The organism is Advenella sp., from assembly GCF_052108595.1.
GTDB lineage: Bacteria > Pseudomonadota > Gammaproteobacteria > Burkholderiales > Burkholderiaceae_B > Advenella.
The window spans coordinates 1-16646 of the sequence record NZ_JBQEAU010000056.1; the positions used below are offsets into that span (position 1 = coordinate 1).

Sequence of the window (16646 nt, forward strand, 5' to 3'; positions counted from 1 at the left end):
CAATGTCAATGCGTTTTGTTCGCCCGTAAACTCTACTCCATCTTGATCCCGCTTTGTTTGGCGACTTTCCCCCATTTTTCGTATTCAGATTGGAAAAATGCGGTGAATTGTTGTGGGGTGCCCCCTTTGACCTCCATGCCTTGAGCTAGTATAGTTTTGTTGAACTTAGGGTCGGCAAGGACTATATCCAAAGCGTCGGAAAGTTTTTGCACTACGTTCGCGTCGATTTTTTCTGGCCCGAGAAGGCCGAACCAAGTCTGCGCGTCAAACCCCTCGATTCCTGCTTCAGCGATGGTGGGTACATCAGGGACTAGTGATGATCGTTTAGAGGAGGTGACTGCAATGGGAAATGCTTTTCCGGATTTGACCGGAGGAAGCGCAGTAACCAGAACATCAAACATCATGTCAATCTGTCCCCCCATCAGATCAGTCAATGCTGGGGCACTGCCCTTGTAGGGTACGTGGACGATATCAACCTGGGCTAGAGATTTGAACAGTTCGCCTGCTAAATGAGCTGCACTTCCAACGCCGAATGATCCGTATGTTAGCTCCTTGGGTTTGCTCTTGGCGAGTTTAATGAGCGATGCCAAGTCATTCCCCTTTGGCTTTTTGTTGACGATCAGCAGCAGTGGGGCGGCTGAAACAAGCTTTATAGTCTTGAAGGACTTGATGGGATCATACGAAAGCTTCGAATAGCTGTGGGGAGTCACTGTCAAAGGGCCTGCCGCGCTGAACAGTAAGGTGTATCCATCAGGGGCAGCCTGCGCAACATGCGAATGTGCAATCTGCCCTCCTGCTCCTGGGCGGTTTACTACCAGAAACGGCTGATGTAACTGTTCGGACAAGCCTTTTGCCACAAGGCGAGCGGTTGAATCGGTTGAACCTCCTGCGGAATAAGGAACAATTATCTCTACTGGCTTATTGGGATAGTTCTGAGCGAAAGCTGCGTGGGATGCCACTCCGGAAATCAGGCAGCAGCTCCAGAAAACACGTTTTACGACTTTCAAGTGGGATATTGCACTAGACATGAATAATTCCTTTGTTAGTCGGTCAATCGGCCGCTTCTTTAGCCGGTAACTACTAGAGGTTGCCGGTAAAAACAGCGTGCATGAGTCGTTGAGCACGATCGCGATCGAGTGCGGCTGGGTTAAATTTCAGGTGATGTGCTGCCATCAATGAATCAGTCAATGGCTCCATGGTTTTCCATGAAACCCCTAGGCTATTAAGGCTGCGGGGGAGCTGAAGCGTGTCGATAAGTTCTTGTGATAGCGCTACAATATCGTTTACGCGGAAAGCTTCCTCTACAAGGCGAATGGCCTGTGGTGCCATTTCACGGTTGATGGCAAGCGTTTTGGGTAGAGCGATAGCATTGATCACCCCATGGGTAAGCCCGGTGGCACCACCCACGACATGACAGACGGCATGATGCAAACCGAGTCCGCAAGCATTGATGGAAAATCCTGCCAGACTTGCGGCTTCGAAAAGTTGTAATCTTATGGTGCCGTCTAGCGGCTTCCCGTATGATTGCTTTAGTAGGGTGGGCCACATTCTTCCTGCTTGCATGGCCGCAGATTTACCAAACCAATTGGACTTCACGCTGTAAAAGGCTTCGATGCAATGTGCCCAGGAATTAATCCCGCTTGCAGCTAGCTCATGGCGAGGAAGTGACTCGAGCAGCTCTGGATCATAAATCACCGTGCTGGCCAGGTATTGGCGGCCTCCTTTGCCTTCCTTTGTGCCGGATACGGTACGAATACCATATACATTGGTCATTTCGCCACCGCCCAACGAGGTGGGTATTGCGATAAATGTCGCTGGTACCGAATCCAGCACCCCTTTCACCAAGTCAATGGCGCTTCCGCTGCCAATGCCAATGATGATATCCGGCTTGAACGCTTTGGCCAATACTGTACTTTGGTTCAGTACCAACGCCGGAGTGTGGGGCAGGGAGCCCGAGAATACCGTTACTTCAGCCTGTGGGAAAAGAGCGCTCCAGTCGGCGAGTGCTACGCTGCGGGAAGAACCAACGACCAGAATGCGCTTGCCGACTATGTCTTTCAATGCATCTTGAAACTTTCCCAGGAGAATGATCTGAGCCGGGAAATGCATCTTGGTGATCGGATTTCTCATGTGTTCACCAGTCTGGCATAACCGATCATTGTGGTGCCCTGTGCTACTCGTCCTTCAATTGTTCCATCATCGTCAATGGTTACGACAAGTTGATCTCCGGGGCAGACGGGAGCAATCCATTTGGTATAGAGCTCGCCCTCGGTAAACCAGCGCTCCCCATACATTTGTGCTGCCAGACCAGCCGCGTATCCCATGACATTAAGGCCATGCGCTAAGGTACCTCTAAACCCCCGGGACTTGGCCAGTTCGTCGTCATAATGAATAGTATCGTTGTCGCCATTGATTACGCCGTATTGGTCAATAATGGCTTGCGTCATTTCAATTTTTTTTTCCAGCATGGTGGGTTCCTTATTCGGGTAAATGCAAGGTATGGTTGGCCTCAGCCACAATTGTTCCGTCTGTCTTTCGGAACTGTGCAGAGAATCTGAGCCATTTACGGCCACGTTTTTCAAATTTCTCTGTCACTTTTCCTGATGCGATAAGATCAGTCGTCTCATCGGCAAAGATGGGGCTACGCCATTTCCATAACTGGTCGTATACAACAATGCCTTGAATCGGGGGGTAGCGTCGATACAGAACGGCTAACAGGTACACGGAAAGCACATTTGGCGCACACACATTTCGGCCATTGAGGGAATAGTTTTTTTCCTGCTCGTCAATGGCTTCAAGATATTCAGTATTGATTTCCGGCGTAATGGAAAATGCCATGTCAGGCAGTTCCGCGCCTATTTCGAAAATTTCGTAAGGCGTGCCGGGCTGATCGCCCTCACGCGGTTTAACTTCACTTGGACGTGTCATAGCTTCTCTCCTTGTTTAAAGATCGCCCCTTTGCTTTTCAGAAAGGTAAGTTTTGCTTCGTTGTACCCGCAAAGGCGAGTCAAGATTTCATCTGTGTCCGCTCCTAACTGTGGCGGATAACATAACGATTCAGCGTTTTCGTATTTGAAAGGATTTCCCAGAAATTCGATGTCATTACCTGATTCAGGATGACTCAACGTTTCGACCATGGAACGCAATGCAGTAAGAGGTTGAGATAATGCTTCCGCTACATTTAGGACCGGCGCGGCGGGAATACGGGCGTCAAACAGTTCTGCAGTCCATTGATCTCGATTTTTAAGGCGGAACAGCTCCGTCAGGACTTGTGCCAGCATATCGACGTTCTTGATTCGATCCGCCGAGCTAGTGAAGCGAGGATCGTTGGCGAGATCGGGCCTGCCTATCGCATTGCAAAACTTATTCCAAAATGCATCTCCTGTTGGGGAAATGACTAGCGGCTTTCCGTCAGCGCACAGAAATGATTCGCTGGGTGCGATCATCGGGTGTCTTGATCCGTGCGCCTGCGGAATATCACCTGAAATAAAGTAGTTCTGCGCTTGCCACGTTAGAAGTGCTAACTGACAATCCAGCAACGAAATTTGAACTGATCGACCCTTTCCATTCAAAGTGGCCGAAAGCAGAGCGCCCAAAGTGGCAAGGGCCAAATAAAGTCCGCCTGCAAGATCTGCTATCTGGTAACCGGCTCGCACAGGCTTTCCTTCGTGTTCACCGGTAATGCTCATGAACCCACCTAATGCCTGGACAATCAAATCGAAGGCTGGCGCGTTCGAGTAGGGTGGAGCATCGTGGAACCCAATAAGTTGACCAACAACAATTTTTGGATTAATTGACTTTAATGTATTGAAATCAATACCGAGTTTTTCTGGTACGTTAGGTGCGAATCCGTAAATAACAGCATGGGATTGACGTACCAAGTCATGGAGTGCGGCCAGGCCTTCTGATTTTTTAAGATCAAGCGCAATGCTTTTTTTGCCGCGGTTCGCTGAAAGGAAGAACGATGAATCTTGCTCAAAGAAATAGGGCGGGATGGTGCGCGACATATCACCATCCATAGGTTCAATCTTAATCACTTCTGCGCCTAGCTGAGCGAGGGTTTGGCCGCCGAAAGGACCGCCTAATACCCAGCTTAAATCTAATACTCTGACCCCACTCAGCATCTTGATATTCCTTTAGATATTCCATTATATGGAGTATAATTTTATGAATCAGTATTGATTAAAGCGAGTGTATGTAGTTTTACCTCTAAGGTCAACGAATTGAGCTGTTTTTGAATTGTAATTTAATCCCATATAGTGGAGTATATATGACGAGCCATAAAGACGAAGCGATGGATGAGATCGCCGGAGCCCAGGTAGTGAAGCGCATTAGTGCTTTATTAAAAGCTATAGCATCTCGAAATGCGCAAGGTAGTAGACTGGTCGATTTATATCGAGCCTTGAATCTTGGACAATCCACTGTTCATCGCTTACTTAAGGCATTAGTAGTGGAAGGTCTGGTTCAGCAAAATATAGATTCAAAGCGCTATTTTCTGGGGCCGTCGATTTTTGAATTTAGCCTGGCAGTCAAGCCTACGCTGGATATACGCGCTTTGGCGCATGACGCCATGGAGCGAATCGCCACTTTTTCTGAAGATACTGTATATTTGCTCATCCGCAGCCGATATGAGTCCGTATGCATCGAGCGAATGGAGGGCAGTTATCCTGTGAAAGTTTTGTCGTTGGATATTGGTGGGCGTCGCCCCTTAGGTGCTAATGCGTCGGGCTTAACCATATTGGGGTCATTGGCGCAGGACGAAATTGATCGCATCATCGAGCATAACAAGGATATCTATCCTCGCTACGGTATGTTTACGGTCGAAAGGGTGCGCCAGAAACTTGCCGAATTCAAAGAGCATGGATATGTATGTACTCAACTTGCACCAGGTACGTTGACGGTTGGATTACCTATACTGAGTTCAGATGGCACACCTGTCGCCGCTATTTCAGTAGCCGCAATCGAAGGCCGCATGCAAGAAAGTAGACAAGAAGAAATTGTCGACTTTGTACGTAACGAAATAGCTAAGCTGCAGCGTATTCTAGCAAAGGCAAATTAGCTTAGATTAGATATAGTTCCAGCGCCTTTTGAGGATTTATCGACCGCAGGGTATGAATTCGCTCAGGCGCAACTGGGCGAACCGACACGCCTTGCGGCGGGGAGTTTGAGCGGGTTGTAGTTGCACTGTATCGGAAGTTCGGCACAGTGCAAATAATTACATTGACCGGCAAATGTAATGTTTACTAAATCCCATTGCTCAGTTGGAAAGACCGTCAGTCTGCATCGCAGCCGGCGTATATCGCAAACCGGCAGCTGCCCGCAGGCTTCGGTCGCTTTACCTTACCAGGCAGCAACTGAACAGGTTGTTGGTGCAAAAGCACATCCCGGCCAAACAGGCACGCAAGATGCTACCCCGGCTACTCACGCTACTGGAGCACTTTGTTCACAGCTCCGCAAGCGCCCTGGCCAGCACGCTCAAGTCGTGGTTGGAACCGATTGTGCGGCTGTGGCGTTCCTCAACAATATGAGGATGACTCGGGAGGCGGTAGTAGTGCGACAATGACTTAGACGAGCGAACAACGCTCACGCTTGGTCATACATCATCTGTCGGAATGCTTTTGAAGCGCCAAGTCGGCTGGACAGTTCACTGGCTGCCTTCAGTAGTATACGTTCAAAGCGGCGGGCATCCACAGTGCGTAAACGCTCCGAGGGGCCGGCCAACGTTAGTGATCCTGAAAAAAAATCCTCTACACCGATAATGGGCACGCTCCATGATGACGTGTAGGGGTCTCGAACACCACTTGAAAAATAAGGCAGCGGAGCATCTTTAAGCGTTTGAAGTTGCGCCCAATTTTTGAAGACTCGACCAGTGGCAGAGTCATCCGGCGTCATGACGCTGCCAGCTAGAACATTGGGGTGCAGTCCTTCATGAGGCTGTGCTCGAAAAAGACATAAGCGCGTTCCGATTTCTGCGCCCTCGACATAATAGGCGGTGCTTTCGCCGGTGTCTCTCGACAATTGCTCGAGCACAGGCATCACCGCGCCGGACAAATCGAAGCTTCGTTGATAGACGCGCCCTAGAAACAGCAGGCGAGGGCCGGGCGAATAGCGGCCATCGTTTCCACGTACTGCATAGTTACAGCGGACCAACGAGTTCAACAATCGAAAAATAGTCGTTTTATGTAGCGGCAGGCGTTCTGCCAACTCCGCCAGGCTGAGCTTTTCTTCGCCTGGTTTAAAACAATCGAGTATTGAAAGTGCGCGTTCAACTGCGATAACGCCATCATTGCTCATGGTTGTATGCCTTCGTATCTTGGATGCTTATGTTGGTTGTTGTACTAGGTACAATGTCATTGTACAAGAATACAATATGTTTGTTTATGAATTTATTGTCAGAAGAGGGTCGAAAAGCATGTCGTCATCTATTGTTGTCGTAACCGCGCATGTTGGTGATTTTGTGTGGCGTTGTGGCGGAGCCATGGCGGTGCATGCTGCGCAGGGGTACAACGTACACCTGGTTTGCCTTAGCTTTGGCGAAAATGGTGAATCGAATCTGGTTTGGAAAGAGGAGGGGGCAACGCTAGACAAAGTTAAGGAGACCCGACGCCTGGAAGCACTTGAGGCAGGCAAGGTGTTGGGGGCAAGCACATCAGAGTTTTACGATCTGGGCGACTACCCACTCATTATCACCCCCGAAGTGGTTGACCGTTTGTCGCGTGCTTTTCGGCAGTATCAGCCCAGCCTGATCATTACACATCCCGAGAAAGACCCTTCGAATCTTGATCATTGCCGCACATTTGAAGCTGTGCTTCTGGCGCGCATGAAGGCAATTGCGCCTGGGCACGGAAATGACTTCATCAAACCGCCGCAGGTTCTGTGCTTTGAGCCGCATCAGTCAGAGTTGTGCGGCTTCAAGCCAAACATGCTGCTCGATATCACCAGCGTCTGGGATCAAAAGAAGGCAGCCATGCAAACAATGCACGCCCAGCGGAACCTTTGGGACTACTACGAGCGGGTCGGTATGCAGCGCGGGGCACAGGCCGGCCGGCGAGCGGGTTCGGGACAACTCTATGGCGAAGCCTATCAAAGCATCTTTCCATCAGTATATACATCGTTTTTATCCAACTGAATCGAGGCCAGCATGACGGAATCATCAAACCAGCAAATCAACCAGACTTGTGCCGGGTGGTTGACCAGCACGCTGCTTGCAGATCGTGGTGCTCATGTGCTTGGCAGCCGGATCAAACCGCTGCGCCCTGGTGCTCGCCTGCATGGTCGCGCCTTGACCATATCGGTGCCGCCAGGGGACAACCTTGCCATTCATGCTGCCTTAGCCTCGGCTAGGGCCGGAGACGTTCTTGTTATCGACGGCGGGGCCTATACCGAGCGGGCGCTAATGGGCGGCATCATGTGTACCCAGGCGTTCAGGGCGGGTATCGCCGGAATAATCATAGATGGCGCTATTCGTGATATTGCAGAGTTGCGCGTCATGGACATGCCGGTTTTTGCGATCGATGCCGTACCTGCAGGTCCGACCAAGAATGGACCAGGAAGCATCTTGCGTCCAATCGCGTGTGGAGGTGTCGCTATTTATCCTGGCGACTGGATTTTTGGTGACGATGACGGTGTTGTGGCCTATCGGCACAGTGCCCGTGAAGATTTGCTTGACTCGGCTAAAGAAAAGTATGTCGCCGAGCAAAAGCGACTTGCTGCAATAGCGGATGGCGTGCTAACACCTCCGTGGCTGCAAGAAGCACTGAAAAAAAGCGCAATAGATACGGCTTCGCGTTCAGATTTTTAATAATAAGTAAATTTAATTTAGGAGACGTTATGTTCAAATTACCCAAGATAATCGTGGCTGCGGCTTTTTCTTTTGCCTCTGTTGGCGCGCTTGCCCAGGCCAGCTATCCCGACCGGCCGATCCGGATGATTATTCCGTTTTCGGCCGGCGGCCCGGCTGATATGGTTGGGCGTGAAGTTGCACAGTCGCTGAGCCAGGAGTTAGGCCAGACTGTAGTCGTCGTTAATTCCGGAGGCGGCCATGGCGTGCCCGCGCTTAACCAATTGCTCGGAGCACCTGCCGATGGCTATACCTTGCTCATGCCGGCCTCGGGAAACATGACGATCCCGTCCAAGTCAATGAAAGGCAAAGATGTGCTCGAACTGCTTGCTCCGGTAAGTCAGGTTACGCAAAGTCCCCATGTACTGGTGGTTAGTAAATCGATTCCCGTTACTTCTGTCCAGGAACTTATCGATTATGCCAAGGCAAATCCTGGCAAGGTCAATTTTGGATCGGCAGGAGTAGGTGGTGTTGCTCACCTTGCAATCGAGATGTTCAAGAATCAGGCAGGTGTTGACGTTGCGCATGTGCCGTACCGCGGGACGTCAAAGGCGGTCATTGATCTTGGGGCAGGCCAGATCCACGCGCTGTTCAGTAGCATGCCATCTTTGAAGCCGATGATAGACAAGGGGGCTGTCACACCCATAGGCATGAGTTCTGCCAGTTCAGGTTCTGAAACTTACAAGTTGCCGGTGATTTCCCAAGCCGGCCTGCCTAACCTTGAATATACAACCTGGTACGGCATTTTCGCCAAGAAAGGTACACCTGAGCAAATCATTCAAAAGCTGAACAAGGCTGTTGCCAAGGTCATTGATAACCCGGAACTGAACAAGAAGTTTGAGCCTCAAGGTGTCGAATTCGTATCCAGCACGCCAGAAACGTTGACCGCGCTTGTGCAGAAAGACAGTGCCAAGTGGCGCAAAATCATTGACGATGCGGGTATCGAGATCGAATAAAACAGCGCAGGTGGTTTTCTCGCCAACTGCCTAATTTTTCTTGTGGTGCACGTAGCCGAAATCGAGCCGACCCGACCCGCCTTGCGGCGGGTCCTTTTGGAAAGCCAGGGATACGGTCTCGATGATCTGCGTCCATACGCCGGGCTCACTCAGTGTTGGCATTTGCCCCCTGAATACAACCCGCAGCGTCTGGATTTGCGGGTCGATGACAATGATATAGTTATCAGTGTCAGCTGCGGCTAGCCGTTGCGTATAGCATTCGCTTCGCGTCTGCTGTGCCATGCTTCTTGATCCGCACGGTTCAAGAAGGTCCAGGCGACGAAGCGGCTTTTTTTCTGGCCTTGCGCCATGTCGACTGTGCGCACATCGAGTGCGCCGGCGTCTTTGATACTGCGATAGACCTCGGGCAGGTTTGATTCTTTCGAGACCAGGGTGGAGAACCAAAGCACCTGTTTCTGGACGGTGGTGCTTTCTTCAGCCATGCGGTTTATGAACAGGACTTCGCCGCCTTCGCACCATAGCTCGCTATCGCGACCGCCAAAATTAAGCAATGGGCGCTTGTACCGGGCCCCCGCTCGGCCCAAACCGCGCCATTTGCGTTCCGAATTGTTTGCCGCCTCTTCCGATGAGCCATAGAAGGGGGGGTTGCATAGTGTCAGGTCAAAGCGATCATTCACGCCGACCAGGCCTTTGAATATATGGGCTGGCGAGTTCTGCCGGCGTACTTCGGCTACGTCCCTGATGCCTGGATTGGCCTGGATAATCGCTTGTGCTGATTTGACGGCACCAGGATCGATGTCCGATGCCGTAAAGCGCCATCCATAGTCGAAATGGCCGATTATCGGATAGATCGCGCTGGCGCCTGTGCCGATGTCCAGCACATGCACCGCCGGACCGCGGGGTATGACGCCTGCATTGCGTTCTGCCAGCAGGTCGGCCAGATGGTGCACATAATCGCCCCGACCCGGAATGGGGGGGCATAAATAGCCTTCCGGGATATCCCAGTGAGCCACACCGTACCAGGTTTTGAGCAGGGCGGCGTTGAGCGCCTGGACCGCGGCGCGATTGGCAAAATCGATGCTTTGATCGCCATAGGGATTGGCCCGGACGAAGGCGCCGAGTTCCGGCATGCCTTTGATCAACTCTGTGAAATCGTAGCGGCCCTGATGGCGATTGCGGGGATGGAACGAGGATAGAGTGGACATGGGGGTCTGGCGCTACTTTGAAGTGGACGATCTGGCCATGATATCAATGAGTTCGGGAACCGTGGTTAAAAAATGGCACGAAATTCAATCAGGGCTCGCCCACCGTGCCGGCGATAAGGTTGAACTCAGCGTCACGGAAATGACGTCCGTTGTGCAAGCCGAAAGGGCTTGGACAGGCGGCTAGTGCGCCCTACCCAAATGAAGCAAGCCCCGTCAGATGAGACGGGGCTTGTGAAACGCCTGGTCTGCGTTTTCGGATTTACGAATGGGTGATGGTCGTTCCAAGTACCTTCATGCATTCGCGCATGAACGCGGCCAGGCCGGTCCATCCTTTTGCCGACACCATGGTGCCGTCAACATAGGCTTCGTGCGGCTTGACGTCTATGTAGGTGCCACCAGCCAGAATGACTTCGGGTTCGCAGGCGCCCAGCGCGGCCACTTTTTTACCACGTACTACGCCGTCTACGGCCACAAGAATCTGCACGCCGTGGCATATGGTGAAAATGGGTTTTTGCTGTTCGTGAAAGTGGCGCACCATGGCCTGGATGCGTTTGTCGGTACGGATATATTCCGGTCCGCGTCCGCCGGCGCAGTACACCGCATCGTAGTCGTCAAGGTTCACTTCCGAGAAGGTTTTGTTGATCTCGGCCAGATGTCCGAACCGCTCGATATACGTTTGATGTCCTTCAAAATCGTGTAATGAGGTCTGGATCATCTCGCCGGCCTTTTTGTCGGGGCAGATGACATGAACGGTATGACCTACTGCTTCCATACCTTGTTGAAACACAAAAATTTCATATTCTTCGGTGAATTCACCGCAGAGCATAAGGATCTTCTTGCCACTCATGTTGTCCTCCTGGTTGTTAAGGTGATCGGGTCGTGACCCGATCGAATTTCATTAAAATGGGCTGTCGGGGAAATAGAACTGATCGGCATTCTCGGGTGTGATCAGTGGCGCGTCCAGTTTAAAGCTGCCACGCATGGGTGCTTGCCCGGTGAATTGCGCAGCCGTCATGTAAATGGCCGACTTGATCATCGAGGGCGGGTAAGGGGTCGAGATCGGCGTCATGGCGTTCTTGGCCTTGACCAGTTCAATCACGTCTTTCATACCGTTGCCGCCCAGTGCGTATTTGATTTCGGTTCGGCCAGACTCTTTGATGGCCTGCCTGACGCCCAGCAGCATGTCGTCATCATTGGCCCAGACGGCATCGATCTTCGGATATTTGGCCAGATAATCCTGCATCAGGGAAAAGGCCTGATCCTGATTCCAATTGGCATACTGAATATCGAGGATCTTGATGTCCGTGCCTTTTATGACATCTGTGAAGCCTTTGATACGCTCATCGTCAATGACGGTTGGTATGCCGCGCAGTACAACAATATTCCCCTTTTTGCCAAGCTTATCAGCCAGCCATGTCGCGGTATTGGCGCCGACGGCAATATTGTCGCCGGCGACATACAGGTCAGGTATGGATGAGTCTGTCAGCCCGCGATCAACCACCGCGATAAAGGTGCCGCCTGCCTTGACCTGCTCGACAGGGCCGGTCAGTTCTTCGGAGGTGAAGGGCAGGATGACCAAGGCATCCAGCTTGCGCCCGGCCGAAAGGTCTTCCAGCGCCGATACCTGGGCTGTGGCTGACGGCGAGGTTTTGACCACGACGTCAATATTAGGAAATGCCGCCTTGATTTCCTTTGCCGCCTGTTCGGCATGATAGACCACACCCCCTGTCCAGCCGTGGGTGGCGGCGGGAATGGATACGGCAATAGTTTTTTTATCTTGCGCCAAGGCGTTGGTGCTGGTGACCGCGATAAGGGTGGCTGCAGATAGCCAGCCAAGTGTCCGTTTTGTTATAGACGTCATTTCTGTCTCCTAGATGATGGTCGTCATTTTTCTATTTTGTAAAACTACTCCGCTCTTTGGTGGCGGTTACTTGATAAATCGATGTGCCAGCATGGCAAGAATGATGATGACCCCTTGCACCGCTGCAACAAGGTATTCAGAAACCACGTTGGACAGCACCATGAGGTTGGCAATGACTTCCAGCATCAGCGCACCAGCGATGGTGCCCCAGATCCGGGCCTTGCCGCCGCGCAGCAACGTGCCACCAATCACAACGGCGGTGATTACCTGCAGTTCCCAAAGCTGGCCTGTGGTTGGGGTGGCCGCGCCAAGGCGGGGGATATAGCAGATTGCCGCAATTGCTACGCAAAGGCCCTGAATAACAAAGGCCATGGTGCGAATCTTGGTGACCGAGATACCCGAGAAACGGGCCACCTCGGCATTGGAGCCGGTTGCTGTGCAACGGCGTCCGTATTTGGTGCGGTACAGGATGAAGGCACCGACCAGGGCGACGGCCAAGGTAACGGCCACTGGAATGGGCAGGCCTAGTACATCGCCGAAATAGACCGGACGATAAGGTTCGCGTAGCGCGCGGTCCATAGGAATAGATCCGCCGTTAGACATCCAGGTGATCAATGCACGATAAATGCCCATTGTGCCCAGTGTGGCAATAAAGGGCTCGATTTTGCCTACAGTAACGATCAGCCCGTTCAACAGGCCGCAGGTGGCCCCAACCAACAGACCCACGACGGCGCCGACCAAGATTGCGTTCGCACCCATGGAAGGCTGAAGATGGTTCATGGTCAGAATCATGATTCCGGTCACGAAGGCCATCATGGAGCCGACGGACAGATCCAGGCAGCGCGACGAGATCACGAAGGTTGCGCCCACCGCGATAATGGCGATGAAGGCTGAACGGGTCACAACGTTAGCTAAGTTGGTTGCCGTGGCAAAGTTGGGGTTCAGCATTGTGCCGACCAGTAGCACAATGCCTAGCGCAATGAAAGGCCCCATGGTGGCCCAGCGGATGCGCCGGGGTGCTTCAACTGTCGCGATAGTCGTGGTCGCACTTGTCATCAGGTTTGTCTCCTTCGTTTGTCGTCCGCTGATCTTGCTCATGCAAGCCGGTAGCAAGCGCCTCTGCACTTGTGGCCGCATAGACGACGTTTTGTTCTGTTATTTGTTTTCCTGTCAGCTCAGCCACGATGCGTCCTCCACGCATGACCAGCACCCGGTCGGCTAGGCCGACCAGCTCGGGCAGTTCTGACGAAATCACGATGCAGGCTTTACCTGATCGAACCAGCTGATCTATGAAGTCGTATATTTGACTCTTGTTGCCTATGTCGATGCCGCGAGTCGGTTCGTCGATGATGACGACCGACGGATTGGTCATCAATATTTTTGCCAGCAGCAGTTTTTGTTGATTGCCTCCGGACAGCTGACCGACATCCAGATGCACCGAGCCGACGCGGATGTCATATTCGCTGACGACTTTTTGCAGCGCTGCGGCCTCTTGGCGATGATTCAGCGCAAGACGTGGGTGAATCTGGTCCAGCGCCTGAAGTGTCAGGTTTGGCGCCAGTGGCTCTTCGAGCAGCAGGCCTTTGCCTTTGCGATCTTCGGTCAGGTAAACCAGGCCATGTTCCTGCCAGGTGCCAACTGAGCGTTGCCCAATGAGATGTCCGTTCAGTTCGATGCGATGTGCATGGGCCGGGCGCAGACCCATCAGCCCCTCGAAGAGCTCGGTTCTGCCGGAACCGATCATGCCGCCTATGCCCAGTATCTCGCCGGGCCTGACCGTCAGGCTGGCCTGCACCGCGTTGTGATCCACGGACAGTTGTTCGACGACCAGCAGCGGGTCGCCTGACGGTTGCGGACGCTTCGGTGGATACAGCACGTCCAGTTGACGTCCGACCATGAGTTCGGCCATCTTGCGTTGGGACAGTTCGGCGGCCGGCCAGGTGCCTATCATCCTTCCATCGCGCAGCACGGAAATTTGATCAGCCAGCGCTTTGACCTCGTCCAGGCGATGTGAAATATATAAGACGGCCACCCCTTGCGCCTTCAGCCCACGGACCACATTCAGTAATGCAGCCACCTCGTCATTGGCCAGAACGGCGGTAGGTTCGTCGAAGATCACGACCTTGCGCGGCTCAAGCAACGCTCTTGCGATTTGCACCAATTGCCGCTGTGCCAGCGGAAGATCGCCTACCAGGTCGCGTGGGTCACAATGTGCTCCGATGGAGCTCAGGACTTCGGCGGTGCGGCGGTGCATTGCACGATCATCGACCATAATGCCGTGTGTGAGTTCGCGGCCCAGGAAGAGGTTTTCGGCGACGGTGAGGTCGTCAGCCAGCAGAATTTCCTGATGGACCAGCACCACACCTGCGGCCTCTGCCGCTGCGGCATTGGTAAATTGAATGGGTTGCCCATCAAGCAGCAGGCGGCCCTCTGTTGGACTGATATAGCCCGACAGCAGCTTCATGAGTGTTGATTTTCCCGCGCCGTTCTCTCCGATGATCGCGTGGACTTTACCGGCGTGGATGTCGAGCGTAATCGCAGACAGCACTGTGATGAGGCCATAGGCCTTGGACAAGGCCGAGGTGACCAGCGTTGGCTGCGCTGACACACTCATGTCCGCTGGCGGCGCCATAGAGGAGGCAAGGGCGGTGTTTAGGGTCATTCGAAAGCCGGCCTCAGGCGCTCGCGGGAGCGCTCGATATGCTTGCGCATTGCCGCTTCTGCAGCGGCGGCGTTACCTTCACGAAAGGCTGCCATCAGGTCTTCGTGTTCTTCCAATGCTTCCTGGGTAACGCGACTGTGGAACATCAGGCGGAATAGGTGCAGGTGTACATGCTGGTTAAATAGCGTTGAGCGGATCACTTCATTGCCTGCAATCTGCAGGATTTCGTCATGAAAATGGGCATCGGTCCGGGCAAAGCGTGAATAACGACTGGTGCGGTCTACCGGTGTTGCACCGTGTGCCATGTCGGCTGCGATCTCTTCAATATGTTTGAGGCTGTCAGGAGTCATGTTCAAGGCAGCCAATCGAGCTCCTTCGGGTTCGATAAGCAGACGAAAGTTGAACAAATCTTCGAACTGCTTGCGATTCAGTTGGGCGGCGGCGCTATAACCGATGAGATGTGCCTTATGTACCAAGCCTTCGCGCTCAAGCCGAGAAAGCGCTTCGCGGATCGGTGTCTGGGAAACATTCAGGTCGCGTGCGAGCACATCAATGGGAATGCGCGCACCCGGTGCAATTGTGAGTGACATCAGTTGTTCGTAGATGACGTCGTACACACCGTCTACCACACTGGTCGGGCGTAGAGATAAGCGATGCTGTTTTTCCAATTGTGCTGCCATTTTGCGGATACCTGTTCGTAAAGTAGTTCTTGACACACCCTAATCATGGCAAATAACATATCAAATGTCAAATACAATATCATATACGATATGATTTTTTTGCGGAATTACTGCGATTAATTTTTCGTGGTTTATATCAATGACTAAAGAGAAAGCCGTCATGGTGGTCATGTTGGTTCGGCGTTCGCGCCTGAGCGGCGAAATACCAAAAACAATGGGAGAGGAACAATGAATTACTTTGGGACCATCCGGTCGCCTCGCGAGCTTATCGCGGGGGCCGGTCAACGCAAGGTGCTGGGGTTGGTGGCCAAAAGACTGGGCCAGCGCGCGCTGGTCGTGACCGATCAACGCCTGGCCGGCGATGCGCACTTTCAGTCCCTTATTGTCGATCTTGAAAAGAACGGCCTGGCAGTGCGAATTGAAAGTGGAACCCTGGCAGATGTACCCGCTGAAAGCACAGTGCTGGCGGCCGACGCAGCCCGCGACTTCGCTCCCGACATGGTTATCGGGGTGGGTGGTGGCTCGTGCCTGGATATGGCCAAATGCCTGGCATTGCTACTGAACCATGGCGGGCAGCCCGAGGACTACTACGGCGAATTGAAAGTGCCCGGCCCCGTTCTGCCTTTGATTGCCATTCCGACCACGGCGGGAACCGGCTCTGAAGTTACGCCGGTAGCTGTCCTGTCGGATCTCCAGCGCAGCCTGAAGGTTGGTATATCAAGCCCAGAGCTGATTCCCACAGTGGCGATTTGCGATCCTGAGCTTACCTTAACCTGTCCGCCAGGACTGACTGCCATCGCCGGCGCCGACGCACTGACGCATGCGATCGAGGCCTTTACTGCCACCCGGCGTCCGGTCACGCCCGGATTAACGCAGGAACGCGTATTCGTCGGCAAAAATGATCTGTCCGACCAGTTTGCGCTGATAGCCATATCGCTGTTGTGGCAGGGATTAGAGGCGGCCTATACCGACGGGAACAACCTGGAGGCTCGGGCTCAGGTCATGCAAGGGGCGACCTTTGCGGGGCTGGCCTTTGGCGTTGCCGGAACCGCGGCCGCCCATGCCATCCAATATCCGGTGGGCGCGGTGACCCACACTGCACATGGTGCGGGGGTGGCGTGTCTGATGCCTTGGGTTATGGAATGGAATCGTCCCAAGATAGGCGTGGAATTACAGCAGATGGCCGGCGCCATGGGCCTTGCAGATGCTGCGCAAGTCATACCCGCGATCTCTGCGCTGTTTGCGCGTATAGGCATTCCAGTCACGCTGGCCGCACTTGGGTTGGCCGAAGATCAACTGGATTGGGTGGCGGAACAATCCTGCGGCATAGAGCGCCTTATTCAGAACAATCCTCGCCCGCTAGATCGCAGCGACATGCGCAAACTGCTGAGCGCTGCCTACTCGGGCGATGCCAGCCTCATCCAGTAAGACAGGACTTCAAA

General features: G+C 53.1%; 18 protein-coding genes. 5 read left to right on the forward strand and 13 right to left on the reverse strand.

Going from position 1 to position 16646, the window contains the following annotated elements; genetic code table 11:
- Nucleotides 1-32: 32 nt before the first annotated feature.
- From ACTIKR_RS11405 to ACTIKR_RS11425, 5 genes are read right to left on the reverse strand one after another with little or no spacing between them, the layout of a single operon-like run.
- A complete protein-coding gene (locus ACTIKR_RS11405; RefSeq protein WP_193089170.1) occupies nt 33-1028 on the reverse strand; it encodes a Bug family tripartite tricarboxylate transporter substrate binding protein in 996 nt (331 codons plus the stop codon).
- Between the two features lie 52 nt (nt 1029-1080).
- Nucleotides 1081-2130 carry an iron-containing alcohol dehydrogenase family protein gene (locus ACTIKR_RS11410; protein ID WP_193089171.1) on the reverse strand — a complete coding sequence of 350 codons (1050 nt, stop codon included), beginning with the start codon at nt 2128-2130 and terminating at the stop codon, nt 1081-1083.
- Entirely contained in the window at nt 2127-2468 is a 342-nt protein-coding gene (locus ACTIKR_RS11415) for a MaoC family dehydratase (protein ID WP_226817001.1), read from the reverse strand. The genes ACTIKR_RS11410 and ACTIKR_RS11415 overlap by 4 nt, the downstream gene beginning before the upstream one ends.
- 10 nt (nt 2469-2478) lie before the next feature.
- On the reverse strand, nt 2479-2928 hold the full coding sequence (locus ACTIKR_RS11420) for a hypothetical protein (RefSeq protein WP_193089172.1): 450 nt from the start codon (nt 2926-2928) through the stop codon (nt 2479-2481).
- Nucleotides 2925-4124, reverse strand: a complete 1200-nt coding sequence (locus ACTIKR_RS11425) for a CaiB/BaiF CoA transferase family protein (RefSeq protein WP_193089173.1) — start codon at nt 4122-4124, stop codon at nt 2925-2927. Before ACTIKR_RS11425 ends, ACTIKR_RS11420 begins: the two co-directional genes overlap by 4 nt.
- Nucleotides 4125-4270: 146 nt before the next feature.
- Between ACTIKR_RS11425 and ACTIKR_RS11430 the strand changes: the two genes are divergently transcribed.
- Complete coding sequence (locus tag ACTIKR_RS11430) at nt 4271-5059, forward strand: IclR family transcriptional regulator (RefSeq protein ID WP_193089174.1); 789 nt, start codon at nt 4271-4273, stop codon at nt 5057-5059.
- Nucleotides 5060-5583: 524 nt separating this feature from the next.
- On the opposite strand, the gene ACTIKR_RS11435 is transcribed toward ACTIKR_RS11430, so the two are convergent.
- Complete coding sequence (locus tag ACTIKR_RS11435) at nt 5584-6294, reverse strand: IclR family transcriptional regulator (RefSeq protein WP_442327899.1); 711 nt, start codon at nt 6292-6294, stop codon at nt 5584-5586.
- Between the two features lie 19 nt (nt 6295-6313).
- On the opposite strand from ACTIKR_RS11435, the gene ACTIKR_RS11440 reads away from it, so the two are divergent.
- The 3 genes from ACTIKR_RS11440 to ACTIKR_RS11450 are packed head-to-tail and all read left to right on the forward strand — an operon-like array spanning nt 6314 to nt 8796.
- Entirely contained in the window at nt 6314-7129 is an 816-nt protein-coding gene (locus tag ACTIKR_RS11440) for a PIG-L deacetylase family protein (RefSeq protein ID WP_226817003.1), read from the forward strand.
- A 12-nt stretch (nt 7130-7141) separates the two neighbouring features.
- Nucleotides 7142-7801 carry an RraA family protein gene (locus tag ACTIKR_RS11445; protein ID WP_226817005.1) on the forward strand — a complete coding sequence of 220 codons (660 nt, stop codon included), beginning with the start codon at nt 7142-7144 and terminating at the stop codon, nt 7799-7801.
- Nucleotides 7741-8796 (forward strand): Bug family tripartite tricarboxylate transporter substrate binding protein, encoded by a 1056-nt coding sequence (locus tag ACTIKR_RS11450; protein ID WP_442327900.1) that lies wholly within the window; start codon nt 7741-7743, stop codon nt 8794-8796. The genes ACTIKR_RS11445 and ACTIKR_RS11450 overlap by 61 nt, the downstream gene beginning before the upstream one ends.
- Nucleotides 8797-8826: 30 nt before the next feature.
- On the opposite strand, the gene ACTIKR_RS11455 is transcribed toward ACTIKR_RS11450, so the two are convergent.
- The 7 genes from ACTIKR_RS11455 to ACTIKR_RS11485 all read right to left on the reverse strand — a co-directional run bounded on the left by ACTIKR_RS11455 (nt 8827) and on the right by ACTIKR_RS11485 (nt 15204).
- Entirely contained in the window at nt 8827-9078 is a 252-nt protein-coding gene (locus ACTIKR_RS11455) for a hypothetical protein (RefSeq protein ID WP_193089177.1), read from the reverse strand.
- Entirely contained in the window at nt 9036-10001 is a 966-nt protein-coding gene (rlmF, locus tag ACTIKR_RS11460; protein WP_193089178.1) for a 23S rRNA (adenine(1618)-N(6))-methyltransferase RlmF, read from the reverse strand. Before rlmF ends, ACTIKR_RS11455 begins: the two co-directional genes overlap by 43 nt.
- Nucleotides 10002-10260: 259 nt before the next feature.
- Complete coding sequence (locus ACTIKR_RS11465; protein ID WP_128396629.1) at nt 10261-10848, reverse strand: DJ-1/PfpI family protein; 588 nt, start codon at nt 10846-10848, stop codon at nt 10261-10263.
- Between the two features lie 51 nt (nt 10849-10899).
- A complete protein-coding gene (locus ACTIKR_RS11470; RefSeq protein ID WP_193089179.1) occupies nt 10900-11862 on the reverse strand; it encodes a substrate-binding domain-containing protein in 963 nt (320 codons plus the stop codon).
- Between the two features lie 66 nt (nt 11863-11928).
- Nucleotides 11929-12918 (reverse strand): ABC transporter permease, encoded by a 990-nt coding sequence (locus ACTIKR_RS11475; protein ID WP_193089180.1) that lies wholly within the window; start codon nt 12916-12918, stop codon nt 11929-11931.
- Entirely contained in the window at nt 12884-14524 is a 1641-nt protein-coding gene (locus ACTIKR_RS11480; RefSeq protein ID WP_193089181.1) for a sugar ABC transporter ATP-binding protein, read from the reverse strand. Before ACTIKR_RS11480 ends, ACTIKR_RS11475 begins: the two co-directional genes overlap by 35 nt.
- A complete protein-coding gene (locus tag ACTIKR_RS11485) occupies nt 14521-15204 on the reverse strand; it encodes a GntR family transcriptional regulator (RefSeq protein WP_193089182.1) in 684 nt (227 codons plus the stop codon). Before ACTIKR_RS11485 ends, ACTIKR_RS11480 begins: the two co-directional genes overlap by 4 nt.
- A gap of 228 nt (nt 15205-15432) precedes the next feature.
- On the opposite strand from ACTIKR_RS11485, the gene ACTIKR_RS11490 reads away from it, so the two are divergent.
- Nucleotides 15433-16632, forward strand: a complete 1200-nt coding sequence (locus ACTIKR_RS11490) for an iron-containing alcohol dehydrogenase (RefSeq protein WP_442327901.1) — start codon at nt 15433-15435, stop codon at nt 16630-16632.
- The last annotated feature ends 14 nt before the right edge of the window (nt 16633-16646 follow it).